A 13,168-nucleotide genomic window follows, 5' to 3' on the forward strand; every position below is an offset into this window, starting at 1 on the left:
GCCCCGAAAAAAAGTGAAGATGAGACAGGGTTAGGAGAATCCGACGGAGAATAAAACCACAAGCGGCCGACAGCCGCACCGGGATCCGGAGAGGGGCGGGCGGCAGACGGGAGCGGGCGGTTCTGCCCGGCACCGCGCCGGCGCGCGGAAGCGTTTAATGGAGGCAGCCTGATACATTCGGATACCATGACCCGGACACCCCACATCCTCACCGTAACGCTTGCCCTGCTCGTCGCCGCCATCGCCGCCGGATGCATCGCCTCGAGCGGTGATGCCGATCCGGTCTCTGCGAACGGGACCGTCACCTACGTCGACCTCGAAGGCGGGTTCTACGGCATCGTCACCGACGGGGGCGACCGGTACCTGCCGCTCAATCTTCCCGACCACCTCGCGGCCGACGGACTCCGCGTCCGATTCGCAGGAACGATAGAAACCGATATCGTGACCATCCAGCAGTGGGGGACGCCGCTGCAGATCACGGCGATCGAGGCTCTGGTCGGAACGAACGACGCCGTCTATCTCTGGCACAGCGGCGTCAGGACGTACCTTGATGGCTACGACACCGCCGCCCTCTCCGAGACGCTGCAGGAGATCACGACAGAGGTCGACTGCACGGTCGGGGAAGAGCGGATCGAGAACCTCAGGAACGGCGGAACGGTCGTCGAGCTGCAGACGGCAAAACCGCGGACGGTTCCCCTGAGCCGCACCGCCCCGCCGGCGGCGATACCGAACATGACCGCCGCGCTCTTCGTGCTCCACGAACCGGTCGGCGGCGACCTCTCCGGCACGATTCTCACCCGGAGCCACGGCAGTCCGGAATACGCCTGCTGGCGAGCGAACGCTTCCTGGACGGGCACGCTTGCCGGCACGGCCGGGATCAACCAATCATCCGACCCCGAAAGCCGGGCGGCGGCGGAGTCGTACGTCACGAACCTCACCGAGTACCGCGACTACGGCGGGGAGGACCTGGCACTCCTCTGGGTTGAGCGGACCCCGGGGACGGGCACCACGACGTACACCTACCGGTTCTTCATGCATTCGATGAAAGACCCGGCGGCGATCGACCGGGCGACGGTGCAGGTCACCGTGCTGAACAGGTCGGTCACGGACAGCGTTCTGGCTGTGGGAAGACCTCCGGCCGGATCGCCGGCGGCACCACCTCTATAAGCAGGACGGTATCATCACCCCCGGTGAACCGCCATGCTTCTCCGAAAAGTAATCCTTTTTGCAGGCCTCCTCGGGTGCCTCGGGCTGCTCCTCATCACCGGCGCCGGCGCACTCCAGGACCCGGCCGCCGGGGCCGAACGGACGGTTATCGAGAATGCCCCCATCCTCGCACGCGGCGACGAGATGACGATATCGGGCATCGCCGCCGGGCAGCCCGACGCCGTCTACATCTGGATATTCGGCACCAACTACCGGTTGCTCTCAAACCGCGTCGGTGTGGAGCCGGACGGCACGTACCGCTACGTCATCGGACGAGCGGAGACGCGGGAGTTTGCTCCCGGCCGCTACTTCGCCGTTGTCCAGCACCCGATGACCGACGGCGAACAGGACGTCTCGGTCGTCTCCGGCACCACCATCAGCGTTCCCGGCGGCACCCCGGTCGATCTCGCCCGCCTGCAGGCGCCGGAGGCTGCAGCTGCGCTGATCGAGGCGCTGAACTCCCCGAACAGCGACGACACCTATACGCTGATCAGCTTCTGGGTCGAAGACCCCTGGATCCGGTTCGGAAGCGTTGCGACCGCTTAGAAATAGAGCAGGTAGACGAGGCCGACGGCGATGACAATGAAGAGCAGCGTCATCGCCCCGCCGGCCCGGAGGTAATCCCGGTTCCGGTAGCCGCCCGGCCCCATCAGGAGGGCGTTGACCTGGTGGGTCGGGAGGAGGAAGGAGTTCGAGGTGCAGAGGCCGACCAGGAGGGCAAGCCCCCGGGGATCGAGGTTCACGACTGCGCCCATCGCCAGTGCCAGCGGGACGAGGACGACCGTGGCGGCGATGTTCGACATAAAGAGGGAGAAGAACGTCGCAAGCACCGCCACCGCGGTGAGGACGACCAGCGGGTGCTGCCCTGCCGTGGCCGCGACGAGCAGGTCGGCGATGTACGCCGCCGCACCGGTCTCGTCCATCGCGATCCCGAGCGGGATCAGGCCGGCGATCAGGACGAGCGTCCGCCAGTCGATCGCCCGGTACGCCTCGTCGATGGAGATCACCCGGAGCAGCACCATCGCAAGGGCGCCCGAAAGCAGGCTCACCGCAATCGGCATGCCGACAAATGTCAGCGCGATTGCCCCGGCAAAACAGGCGACCGCCAGGACCCCCTTCGATTCGCGGAGGGGTACTCCTTCGGGCGGCGTGACCAGGACGAAATTCTTGTTCGTGCCGAGCGAGCGGATCCGCTCCCACCGCCCCAGCACCACCAGGGTATCGCCCGCCTGCAGGGGCCGGTCGGCGAGGTCCTGCCGCTGCTCCTCTGCACCGGAGAGGAGAATGAGCACCTCGACGCCGTACTTCACCCGGAACTCCAGGTCCCGGAGCGTCTTGCCGACCAGGGACGAATACGGGCGGACGATCACCTCGGCAAACCCGACGTTCGGGTCGCTCATGACGTTCGCGGTGCTCTGCCCTGCGCGAACCCACCGCAGGCCGTAATCATTGACGAACCGTTCGACGTCGTCGGCACTGCCGAGGAGGCCGAGCTCCTGCCCGGCAACGAACCGCGTGTAACGCCACGGGGTATAGAGGATGTCGCCCCCTTCCGCCAGGGATACGAGGTGCAGGTTATAGGCCGAGATCAGGTGCACCTCTTCGCGTGTCCTCCCGACGAGCGGGCTCGACACCGGAACCCGGACGTACGAGATGCAGCAGGGCGGGTTCCAGGTGCCGATCAGTTCCTCCTGTGGGGTCGTGACCGCCTGCCCGCGGCTCTCCGGGAGCACCCGATCACCGAAGAGCCAGAAGTAGGCGATGCCGGAGAGGAGGAGCAAAACCCCGATCGGGGCGACGGCAAAGAGGTCGAACGGGGCGAGGTCTGCCTGGGTGAGGAGATCGTTTAGGATGATCAGGGTGCTCGCCCCGACCATCGTGATCGTCCCACCGAGGATCGCGGCGAACCCGACGGGCATGAGCAGCCGGGACGGCGGGACGTTCGTCAGGTGTGCGATCCGCATCATCGACGGGAGGAAAAGCGCCGTGGCGCCGACGTTCTGCATGAAGGCGGAAAGGCCACCTGCAACCAGCGAAACCACACCGATCAGCCGCCGCTCCCCCCGCCCCCCGAACCGGAGGATCCACCGGCTGATCCGGGTGGTCACCCCGGTCCGGTCGAGCCCGTGGCCGAGCACCATCACCGAGAGCATCGCAATCACGGCGGTGCTGGCAAACCCGGCGAGCGCCTCGAGCGGCGTGATGAGACCGAGCCACGCGAGGGTAAGCGCAACCAGGACGGCGATGACGTCGACCCGAAAGACCTCGGTGACAAAGAGAACGACCACCGCACCGAGCACCAGCAGGACAAGGAGGATCTCGAGTTCCATTCCGTTCACCGTGGCAGCCGGCAATAGGATCGGCGGACGGAAAAAAGGTGCGGTGTACCGCGCCGAAGAAAAAGGAAGAACGGGCGGGTCTTACGCTGCGGGCTGCTCTGCGGCGGCACCGGTGCGCCCCCGCAGCGAGATGCCGTGGAAGACGCCGATGATCCCGATGGCGACCGCGTAGATGCCGAGCACCTGCACGAGCACGAGTTCCGCGAGCAGTGGCCAGAAGATGACGAACAGGGCAAAGATAACCCCCAGGATCCCGGAGATCACCAGCAGTACCCGGATCGTCCAGTCACCGGCCCCGGTGAACGCCGCGGCGAACTCGCCTGCACCCGTCACCAGCGCCCAGGCCGCGATCAGGAAGACGAACGCCTCTGCCATGATGAACGGCGAGAAGAGGGCGAGAAGGCCGAGGATGATCCCGAGAACGCCGACGAGAACGGCGGCCCAGCGCGGCGTCGGCAGCGCCTCGCCCGACGCTCCCATGGCAAGGGAGACGGCCGACTCGATGATGATGAGGAAACCGAAGAAGTAGACCAGAATCTCAAGAACCGAGAAAGGCCAGGCAAGGGCTGCGACACCGAAGAGAACGGCGATGACGCCCCTGAGCACCGCAAGCCACCACGTGCCGGCAGGTGCGGAAGAATCCGTTTCATTCTGAGACATACTCTGATTTTTGCTGCCGGATATTAAAGCATATCGCGATCAGACCTCTCACGATGCCCCGGGGGCTTGCCGGGCGCGGAGCGGAGGAAGGGATAGTCGGCAGCCGTCACCCGGACGGGTTCGAAGGAACCGGCAGAGAAGACGCAGACCTCCACCTCCCCGCCCCGTCGGAGCCGCTGCATCTGCAGATCGTAAGTCCTCCGGACATGCCGGAGGCCGTGCCCGGCAAAATGCGTCCCGACCAGCTCCAGAAACGCGATCTCCTGCCGGATGAACGCGGTCTCGTACTCCTTCGTCTCGCGGACGATCCGGCGGCATTCCGCATCGTCGATCTCGGTGTGGTAGCAGCCGTGCTCGTTCAGCCCGCTTATCTGCCGCCAATCGACGCTGCCCCGCTCGTCCGGCTCGCGGTGGAGCATATACGGGTAGACCCGGCAGATCGCGGGGCGGCCCGGGTATATCCGGCAGCGGCCGCCTGTAAGGAAGATGCAGGAGCCGTCCGGGTTCGTGCGGAGAGCGAACCCGGCGACGTAGAACCGGCCGTTCTGGTCGCAGAAGTCGAAGTCAGGCGCCGGGACGAGCGCCGCGGGGTCGAGCATGCGGATCTGCACCGCATCGGCGTCGAGGAGAAATACATGGCCGTTATACTCGCTCGTGCAGCATCTGCCGCAGCAGTCGCAGGCAAACCCGAGGTCCCGGACGATGGCGGAGAACTCCTCGTCCGGGAAGTCGGCGACGCCCCGGAGGGCTTCCTGTAATTCTTCGACCCTGGTTTCTCTGGAGACTGCGATACCGATCACCTGACGATCCGCCCATATACACGGCGGAATAGTCTCGTACAGATCGCCGGGGAGGGCACTTATCTCCTTCGGTCGCCGGCGTCACGGCACCTTTCCCACTGTGGCGACGTAGAGTGCGAACTCCTCCTCCCCGTCGACGCCGAGCAGTTCGTTGAGCATGCCGTCGTGGAACGCCGCGATGGCGCAAGTGCCGCACCCGATTGCCCCGGCGGCGAGGTAGAGGTTCTGGCAGGCGTGGCCGGCGTCAAGGTGCAGGTAGCGGTATCCCCGCTCCCCGTAGCGCCAGGTCATCCGATAAGCGACGGCCGTCCAGATGAAAGATACGGCGCTCGCCGTAATCTGCGGCTGGCTCCCGCAGGCCTCGGCAATCCGGCCAGCGATACCAATCTCCGTCGTCTCTTCCACGAGTTGGTGCTCGAGCGCCAGATAACGGTACAGCCCGGGCGCCAGCCCCTCGACCCGGTTCGCCAGCAGGTAGGTCTCCAGGGCGTGCCGGGCACCTGCAGAGGGGACGGTTCTGAGGGTATAGAAGTCCCGGACGGCCTTCTTCACCCCCTGCGTCGACCAGAGCAGAAACGCGGCCTCATCGAGCGCCAGCGGCTCGGGGGCGTACGACCTGACGCTCTCACGCCGATCGATGGCCGTACGGAGATCAACCGCACCGGCGGACGGAAACGACGACGGAAGAGTGACGACCCGTCTTCCCTTTGTGTATGGCTTTTCCAGCGGCGGCGGTGGAAGGCCCCGCATCTGATCGGAGGGAGAGAGATGCTCGTACCTCGTCTGCTCCATGAACGCACGCCCCGCTCCCCGGGCGGCCTCGATACTCCTGCGGTCTGCCATGGTTGAACAGGAAGAAGCAGGGAGCACCGGGAAAAATCTTTCGGTGAGGGACAGCGGCGCCCCCCGGGCGTTCAGGGGCGGAATCGCTCACTCCCACCGCCTCCGCTGCGGGAGTGGATAATTCCACAACCTATTTGATGCACCCCCACTCACACTCATCCGTATTTTCTGATTCTTTCATGATAGTCACAGTTATTATCTTCGGTATCGGCCTCGCACTGCTGGTCAAAGGTGCGGACGCCTTCGTTGCCGGCGGGAGCGGGCTTGCCATCCGCCACAGCATCTCACCGGCGGTGATCGGGTTTACCATCATCGCCTTCGGAACATCGCTGCCGGAGTTCGTGGTGAGCGTCAACGCCGCGGCGAGCGGGAACGGCGCCATCGCCCTCGGCAACGTCCTCGGCAGCAACATCGCCAACATCGCGCTGGTGCTCGCGCTCTGCACGGCCATCAAACCCGATATGATAGCCGTGACAGCGGAGGGACGCGCCGGCCTCCTCCGGCACACCGGGCTGATGCTCGTCGCCACCGCCATCTTCGCGCTCCTCGCCGCACGCGGCGTCTTCGACGCAGTCGCAGGAGCGATCCTGCTCGCGACCTTCGCGGCCGTTCTGATCGTCCTCTGGCGGGAGCAGAGGCAGGAGAGCGCCGAAGCGATCGAGACGCATGGGCGCAAAGACGCCCTGCTCATCGTCCTCGGGCTTGCCGCGGTCGTCATCGGCTCCCAGCTGGTGATCACGGCGGCGACCGATATCGCCGAGGCGTTCGGCATCCCGGCGTTCGTCATCGGCATGAGCATGGTCGCGTTCGGGACATCGCTCCCCGAACTCGCCACTTCGCTGATCGCCGCCGTCCGGAACGAAGGGGCGATCTCGACCGGCAATATCCTCGGGAGCAATATCTTCAATCTCCTCCTCGTCCTCGGTGCAAGCGCCATCGCAAGCCCCATCATCGTAGGATCATTCACCGACGTCATCGTCGTCGTCCTCTTCTCGGCGGCCGTCCTCCCGCTGATCCTCGCCCCAAGGCGTTTCATCCGCCCCTGGTCGCTGTTGCTGCTGATCGGATACGTCACCTACATTGCCTGGCTCTTCAGCGCCTGAGCCGGGCGGCGATTACTCCGAAAAAACTCGCACCTTACGCAAAAGAGATATTCCTGCACATCCATCCCCTCTCATAGAGGAGAGGTGAGAGGATCATGTCGGGACATATGCAGGGTGTCGTCGTCGCCGTCGGCATTCTGGTGATCGCAGCGATCATCGGAAGTGCGATGGTGCAGGAGGCATCCGGCCAGGAGACGGTAGGGGAGATGAAGAGGTTCTCCTCGGCCGAGGAGCTGCGCATCTACCTGGAAGAGAATGCACAGACGATCACGGGCAATACGACCGGCTACCGGGATATGACCGGCAGCGACGTGGCCACGGGCGCCGTCCCGCAGGAGATGGCTGAGAGCACAGACGCGCCGATGCCGACGATGGCGCCGACGGCGGCACCCGGGGGCGGGAGCGCGGACGACTACTCCACCACCAACATCCAGGTGGCGGGCGTTGACGAGCCGGACTTCATCAAGAACGACGGCAGGTACATCTACGTCATCTCCGGCGACACGCTGGTGATCGTGGATGCCTATCCGGCAGAGAAAGCGACCATCGTCTCCGAGACCGATATTGAGGGGCAGCCCGAAGAGCTCTTCCTTGCCGGCGACCGCCTGGCGGTCATCACGTCCGGGCAGGAAGAGGTGCTGATCACCCCAGACGGAAGCGCCGCACCGGTGCCGATCAGCCGCCGGATGACGCACGTCACCGTCTACTCGGTCAGAGACCGATCGCAGCCGGAGGTGCTCTCGGACGCCGCCTTCACCGGATCGTACGAGAATGCCCGGATGATTGGAGGGATGATCTACCTGATCACAGGCGAGTACGTGCCGTGGTATGGCGGCACACCCCTGCTGCCGGAGGTCCGGACCGGGAACGCCACGCCGATCTACCCGGACGTCTACTACCCGGACATCCCACAGCAGCAGTACCGCTACCACACCATCAGTTCCCTCGATATCCGCAGCGGCGATACGCCGGCGGCCGAGACCTTCCTGCTCGGCTACGGCAGCACCCTCTACGCGTCGCAGGAGAACATCTACCTCGGCTACCGGAAGTCGACGCCGCCGGTCTATGCGGAACGGGACGCCGGCGAACACCATGAGGAGACAGCCGTCTACCGGTTCGCCATACAGGACGGCGCCATTGACTATGCGGCGATGGGATCGGTGCCCGGAATCCTCTTAAACCAGTTCTCCCTCGACGAGTACGACGGCTATCTCCGGGTGGCGACGACCGTGCAGGGATGGACAGCGCAGGGCTCCTACCAGTACAGCACCGTCTCGGTCCTGGACGGGGACATGGAGACGGTCGGGACGATCGCAAACATCGCTCCCGGCGAGCGGATCTACGCGACCCGGTTCATCGGCGACCGCCTCTACATGGTGACCTTCAAGCAGATCGACCCGCTCTTCGTCATCGACCTTTCCGACCCCGAGCACCCCGGCATCCTCGGCAAGCTGAAGATCCCGGGTTACTCCGACTACCTCCACCCCTACGACGATACCCATCTCATCGGCGTCGGGAAGGAAACGGAGGCGAACGAGTGGGGCGGCGCATCGGTCGGCGGCGTGAAAATCGCCCTTTTCGACGTCTCCAACGTCAGCAGCCCGAAACAGATCGACTCGGTCGAGATCGGCGAAGCGGGCACCGACTCGGCGGCGCTCAACGACCACCGGGCGTTCCTCTTCGCAAAATCCAAAAATCTCCTGGTCATTCCCATCAGCGAGATACGCCGCACCGAAAATCCCCCAGGCAAATACCAGTCCTACACCCTCGACACCTGGCAGGGCGCCTACGTCTACGACGTCGACCCGGCTCGCGGCTTTGACCTCCGGGGCACGGTCACCCATGCCTTGGGAGATGCCCCCTACTCCTGGAACGCGCCCGACGCCGTGCGGCGCTCGCTCTACATGGACGACGTCGTCTACACCGTCTCGGAGCGGCGGATCGTGGCAAGCAGCCTTGATAATCCGAAAGACCGGATCGGCGAGGTCCTGCTCCCCGGCGGGCAGGACCCGCGGTACTGGTACATCTAACCTTTTTTCATGCCGGAGCGGTCCGCCGCTCCGTGCCGCTGTGTCGCCGGACGAGCTTGTAGATCTCCATCACGACGACCACGATCGACGCGAGGAGCAGAAGCGTTGCCCACTCCACCGGGCTGACCGGCGCGAACCCGAGCACGTCCTGGAGGAAGGGGATGTAGAGGGCGATGATATGCACTCCCTGGGCTGCGATGACCCCGGCGATCAGGAAGTAGTTGTTGCTGAACGGGACGCGGAAGACCGACCGGGTCTCGGAGCGGCAGTTGAAGACGTGGAAGTTCTCGAGCAGCACCATGAGGAGGACGACGAGGTTCCTGGCCGCACCCTCCTCCCAGCCGTTCGCGAGCAGCCATGCCCAGGTGCCGAGGGCGACGACGCCGATGACCGTCCCCGAGAGGATCGTCTCCTTCACCATCAGTTCGTCGAAGATCCCCTCACCGGGGCGGCGCGGCGGGCGGGACATCGCTCCCGGCTCCCCCTTCTCGAACGCAAGCGCCGCTCCCTGGATGCCGTTCGTCACCAGGTTCAGCCAGAGGAGCTGCACGGCAAGGAGCGGCAGCGGCAGGCCGACGAGGAGCGCCAGCAGAAAGAGCAGCACCTCCGCAAAACCCGCCGAGACGAGGAGATATGTCACCTTCCGGACGTTGTCGTAGGCGTAACGCCCCTCCTCGATCCCGGCGACAATCGACGAGAAGTCGTTGTCGGTGACGATCAGGGACGCCGTATCCTTCGCCACGTCCGTCCCGGACCCCATCGCGACCCCGATGTTCGCGCTCCGCAGCGCCGGGGCGTCGTTCACTCCGTCGCCGGTCACGGCGACGAAGGCGCCGGACGTCCGGAGTGCCTCGACGATATGCAGCTTCTGCAACGGGCTCACACGAGCGAAGACCCGGGTCTTTCCCACCCGGCCAACGTACTCGGGGTAGGTCGGCGGGCTGATCGCGTCGAGGTCCGCGCCGGTCGTCACCTCGTCCTCGCTCGTCGCGATATCGAGCTCACGGGCGATCGCAAGGGCGGTCGCCGGGTGGTCGCCGGTGACCATCACGACATCCACGCCGGCCTCGCGGCAGTGCCGGACCGCGTCCGGCACGTCGGGGCGGATCGGGTCGATGAACCCGGCGAGCCCGAGGAGCTGCAGGGGCGGCAACTCCGCCTCTCCCGCAAACTCCCTGCTCCGACCCGTCGCGACGGCGATGACCCGGTACCCCTGGCCGGTCAGCACCTCGAGCTGTGCCTCGACCTGCGCCCGATCGAGCGGAACGGCCTCCCCGCCGAGGTCGGCCATCGTCTCACAGCGGGGGAGGACCGCCTCCAGCGCACCCTTGACCGCGACCCGGACGCCCCCGTTCTCGCGGTACCAGACCGCAGCATACCGCCGTTCCGACTCGAACGGGATCTCTGCGACCTTCTCCACGCTCTGCCGCGTCTCCGCGGGATCGACTCCCGCCTTGTACCCGAGCGCGAGGAAGGCGACGTCGATGGCATCGCCCTGATAGGTCCACCCGCCGTCCTCGCGCTGCAGCGTGGCCTCGTTGCAGATGACGGAGGCACGGACGAGCCGGTCCAGCCGCTCATCGCCATCACCGTCGCCCTCCCGGGTTATGCCGCCCTCCCCGGCGTAGCCGGCGCCGGAGACCGCAAACCGCTCCCCGGTCGGCAGGATCACGACCCGGGCGGTCTGCTGGTTCACCGTGAGCGTCCCCGTCTTGTCACTCGCGATCATGGTGCAGCTACCGAGGCTCTCGACGGCAGCCAGGAACCGGACGATGACATTCCGGCCGGCCATGCGTGCCGTGGCGATCGAGAGGGCAACCGTCATCGCGACCGGGAGGCCCTCCGGGATCGCCGCGACCGCAAGTGCCACCGCGAGGAAGAAGACCTCGACCGGCGGCATGCCCTGGGCGAGGACGACGGCGGCGAGCAGGCCCGCGGCGGCAAGGACGGCGATGCTGATCTTCCGCGAAAACTCCTCCATCCGGATGACCAGGGGCGGTTTGCCCATCTCCGAGGAGGAGGCCGTCTCCGCGATATGCCCGATCTCCGTAGCGATCCCGATCGCGACGACGACGCCCGTGCTGCGGCCGCTCATCACGGTGCTGCCGGCGTAGAGCATGCTCACCCGGTCGGCAACCGGGACATCGGGCGGCATGGGATCTGCAGATTTCTCGACCGCACGCGACTCCCCGGTCAGGAGAGACTCGTCCACCGCCAGGTTCTGTGCTCGCAGAACCCTGATGTCGGCGGGAATCCGGTTGCCGGACTCGAGCAGGACGATATCACCCGGCACGAGGTCGTCGGACGGCACCGTCACCTCTCTCCCCGCCCTCCGGACCCGTGCATAGACCATCAGCATCTCCTGGAGCGCCGCTGCGCTCTGCTCCGCCTTCACCTCCTGGAACGTACCGATGGCGGCGTTGACCAGGATGACAATGAGGATGAAAGAGGCGTCCGCAAATTCCTGAAAGAAGATCGAGATGATCCCTGCGACCAGCAGGATGTAGATGAGCGGGTTCATGAACTGGCGTGCGAAGATCCGGAGCAGCCCCGGCGGTCTGCGTGCGGGAAGAATGTTCTTCCCGTAGGTCGTGCGCCGCCGGGAGATCTCACCCTCGGAGAGCCCGTCGAGCGACGAGTCGAGATTCCGCAGGGCTTCTTCCGGCGGCATCGCATGCCAGGCGCCTGCCTTCCGGACGGACGGGGGCATGGGTTCTTCGGTCATTGGCGTGTACCTGCCGCGTGCGTGCGAAGCGCTGCGGCGTCCAGATTCCCGGTATGATCCTCCAAGTACTTTAGTCCGCCGGAGCGGCAGATCATGTCAGCAGCTCCGCGTAGATGTAGTATCCGGCGAAGAAGGCGAAGAAGAGCCCGGTGCCGAGCGTGAGAATCGCGGTGACGGTTGAAGGGGCAAGGGCGGCAGGGAGCATCCGCCGGTTCAGGTACAGGGCTGCAAACGCCACGACCGGGATCTGGACCGCCTCGATGATCCGGCGACGATCAGGAACGTCACCGGTTCGGGCCTGACGATGAGGAAGACCGCAGGCAGGACGCCCATCAGCCCGAAGAGGTAGACAGGGCGGTAGAATCCCATCGAGACGAGGCGGCCCGAGGAGACAAACCGGCGGGCGATGAAGATCGACCCCTGCCCGAGCATCCGCACCCAGCCGTCGAGGTTCGCGATCATCGTGCTCCAGAAGGCAAAGAGGGCGGCGACGATCAGCATCCATGCCCCGGCAGGCCCCCATACCTCCCCGAGGAGGCGGGAGAGGACCGCCGTCACGGCAGGGCCTTCCGGGAGAAGGCCTTCGGGCCGCAGGAGCTCCGCACCCAGGATGAGCAGGGCGAAGAGCTGGACGAGGACGATCGAGGCCGCGATGCCCGTGGTGATCGCCATGACCCGTATCCACTTCCGGAGCCGCTCTTGTTCGCCTGCGTCGAAGACTGCAGGATCGACCGGCTCAAACTCCTCGATGGACCCATCCCCCGCACCGAGGGAATGGGCGGCGCCGTAGCCCCGGGCCGGGAGCCAGTAGGAGTACCAGATGAGCCCGGCGGCGCCCGACATCAGGAACCCGAGCCAGGGCAGGATCTCGGTGTAGTCGATCTCCTGCGGCAGCGCCGGGACGATTCCGGCGAGGAGCGGCGCCACCCCCGGAAACTCGATCGAGGCCGCGACGACGAGCGCAGCCGTGATGGTGAGGGCCATGATGATCGAGGCGAGCTCCACCGCCCGGTAGCGGCCGGCGTAGACGAGAACGGTCGAGAGTGCGAGAAAGACGATCCCCCAGAGCCGGAAGTCGCCGGGGAAGAAGAGGATGAACGCCGAGCTCGTCGCGCCCGCCATCCCGACCATCGTCGTGACCGCGACGAAGAACTGCGGGAGCACCAGGAGCCAGACACCCCAGTTGGCGGGCCCCGGGATCTGCCGCATCCCGTGCAGGATCGACCCGCCGGTGGTGACGGCATAGCGCCCGATCTCGATCGAGAGCAGGGTCTTGAGCACGATCGCGGCGATCATCGCCCAGAGCAGGGCGTAGCCGTAGAGCGACGCGACCCGCGGGGTGAAGAGGAGCTCGCCCGTCGCGATGGCCGAGACCATCCAGATGATCCCGGGGCCGATCCAGGCGAGGAGGTCGCGGCCCCGGGGGGCGGGCGGGATACGGGCAGCCGTCTGCGTCATCGCC

The 13,168-nt window shown here is 65.8% G+C and carries 11 protein-coding genes; 4 read left to right on the top strand and 7 right to left on the bottom strand.

The window, feature by feature from the left end; all coding sequences use genetic code 11:
• Positions 1-186 precede the first annotated feature (186 nt).
• Both FGU65_RS07045 and FGU65_RS07050 read left to right on the top strand, forming a co-directional pair.
• A complete protein-coding gene (locus tag FGU65_RS07045; RefSeq protein ID WP_301663733.1) occupies positions 187-1,167 on the top strand; it encodes a hypothetical protein in 981 nt (326 codons plus the stop codon).
• 33 nt (positions 1,168-1,200) lie between these two features.
• Complete coding sequence (locus FGU65_RS07050) at positions 1,201-1,752, top strand: hypothetical protein (RefSeq protein ID WP_301663734.1); 552 nt, start codon at positions 1,201-1,203, stop codon at positions 1,750-1,752.
• Here FGU65_RS07050 and FGU65_RS07055 read toward each other — a convergent pair.
• From FGU65_RS07055 to FGU65_RS07070, 4 genes are all read right to left on the bottom strand, one after another.
• Entirely contained in the window at positions 1,749-3,536 is a 1,788-nt protein-coding gene (locus FGU65_RS07055) for an SLC13 family permease (RefSeq protein WP_301663735.1), read from the bottom strand. The two genes, FGU65_RS07050 and FGU65_RS07055, sit on opposite strands and share 4 nt — an antisense overlap.
• 90 nt (positions 3,537-3,626) lie before the next feature.
• Complete coding sequence (locus FGU65_RS07060) at positions 3,627-4,205, bottom strand: HdeD family acid-resistance protein (protein WP_301663736.1); 579 nt, start codon at positions 4,203-4,205, stop codon at positions 3,627-3,629.
• 23 nt (positions 4,206-4,228) lie between these two features.
• Complete coding sequence (locus FGU65_RS07065) at positions 4,229-5,005, bottom strand: YkgJ family cysteine cluster protein (RefSeq protein WP_301663737.1); 777 nt, start codon at positions 5,003-5,005, stop codon at positions 4,229-4,231.
• A gap of 81 nt (positions 5,006-5,086) precedes the next feature.
• Complete coding sequence (locus FGU65_RS07070) at positions 5,087-5,848, bottom strand: SagB/ThcOx family dehydrogenase (protein ID WP_301663738.1); 762 nt, start codon at positions 5,846-5,848, stop codon at positions 5,087-5,089.
• A 179-nt stretch (positions 5,849-6,027) separates the two neighbouring features.
• On the opposite strand from FGU65_RS07070, the gene FGU65_RS07075 reads away from it, so the two are divergent.
• Complete coding sequence (locus tag FGU65_RS07075; protein WP_301663739.1) at positions 6,028-6,951, top strand: calcium/sodium antiporter; 924 nt, start codon at positions 6,028-6,030, stop codon at positions 6,949-6,951.
• 95 nt (positions 6,952-7,046) lie between these two features.
• Positions 7,047-8,981, top strand: coding sequence for a beta-propeller domain-containing protein (locus FGU65_RS07080; RefSeq protein WP_301663740.1), 1,935 nt, complete (start codon positions 7,047-7,049; stop codon positions 8,979-8,981).
• A 7-nt stretch (positions 8,982-8,988) separates the two neighbouring features.
• Here FGU65_RS07080 and FGU65_RS07085 read toward each other — a convergent pair whose 3' ends face one another.
• The 3 genes from FGU65_RS07085 to FGU65_RS07095 form a co-directional block, all read right to left on the bottom strand.
• Positions 8,989-11,706 (bottom strand): cation-translocating P-type ATPase, encoded by a 2,718-nt coding sequence (locus tag FGU65_RS07085; RefSeq protein ID WP_301663741.1) that lies wholly within the window; start codon positions 11,704-11,706, stop codon positions 8,989-8,991.
• A 91-nt stretch (positions 11,707-11,797) separates the two neighbouring features.
• Complete coding sequence (locus tag FGU65_RS07090) at positions 11,798-11,944, bottom strand: hypothetical protein (protein ID WP_301663742.1); 147 nt, start codon at positions 11,942-11,944, stop codon at positions 11,798-11,800.
• A complete protein-coding gene (locus FGU65_RS07095; protein ID WP_301663743.1) occupies positions 11,920-13,164 on the bottom strand; it encodes an Nramp family divalent metal transporter in 1,245 nt (414 codons plus the stop codon). The genes FGU65_RS07090 and FGU65_RS07095 overlap by 25 nt, the downstream gene beginning before the upstream one ends.
• Positions 13,165-13,168: the final 4 nt, after the last annotated feature.

The organism is Methanoculleus frigidifontis, assembly GCF_030464345.1.
Classification (GTDB): Archaea; Halobacteriota; Methanomicrobia; order Methanomicrobiales; family Methanoculleaceae; genus Methanoculleus_A; species Methanoculleus_A frigidifontis.

Bases quoted from the DNA above. Each gene is read 5' to 3' on its own strand.
- FGU65_RS07045 (WP_301663733.1), top strand. From the start codon at position 187: ATGACCCGGACACCCCACATCCTCACCGTAACGCTTGCCCTGCTCGTC.
- FGU65_RS07050 (WP_301663734.1), top strand. From the start codon at position 1,201: ATGCTTCTCCGAAAAGTAATCCTTTTTGCAGGCCTCCTCGGGTGCCTC.
- FGU65_RS07055 (WP_301663735.1), bottom strand. From the start codon at position 3,536: ATGGAACTCGAGATCCTCCTTGTCCTGCTGGTGCTCGGTGCGGTGGTC.
- FGU65_RS07060 (WP_301663736.1), bottom strand. From the start codon at position 4,205: ATGTCTCAGAATGAAACGGATTCTTCCGCACCTGCCGGCACGTGGTGG.
- FGU65_RS07070 (WP_301663738.1), bottom strand. From the start codon at position 5,848: ATGGCAGACCGCAGGAGTATCGAGGCCGCCCGGGGAGCGGGGCGTGCG.
- FGU65_RS07075 (WP_301663739.1), top strand. From the start codon at position 6,028: ATGATAGTCACAGTTATTATCTTCGGTATCGGCCTCGCACTGCTGGTC.
- FGU65_RS07080 (WP_301663740.1), top strand. From the start codon at position 7,047: ATGTCGGGACATATGCAGGGTGTCGTCGTCGCCGTCGGCATTCTGGTG.
- FGU65_RS07085 (WP_301663741.1), bottom strand. From the start codon at position 11,706: ATGACCGAAGAACCCATGCCCCCGTCCGTCCGGAAGGCAGGCGCCTGG.
- FGU65_RS07095 (WP_301663743.1), bottom strand. From the start codon at position 13,164: ATGACGCAGACGGCTGCCCGTATCCCGCCCGCCCCCCGGGGCCGCGAC.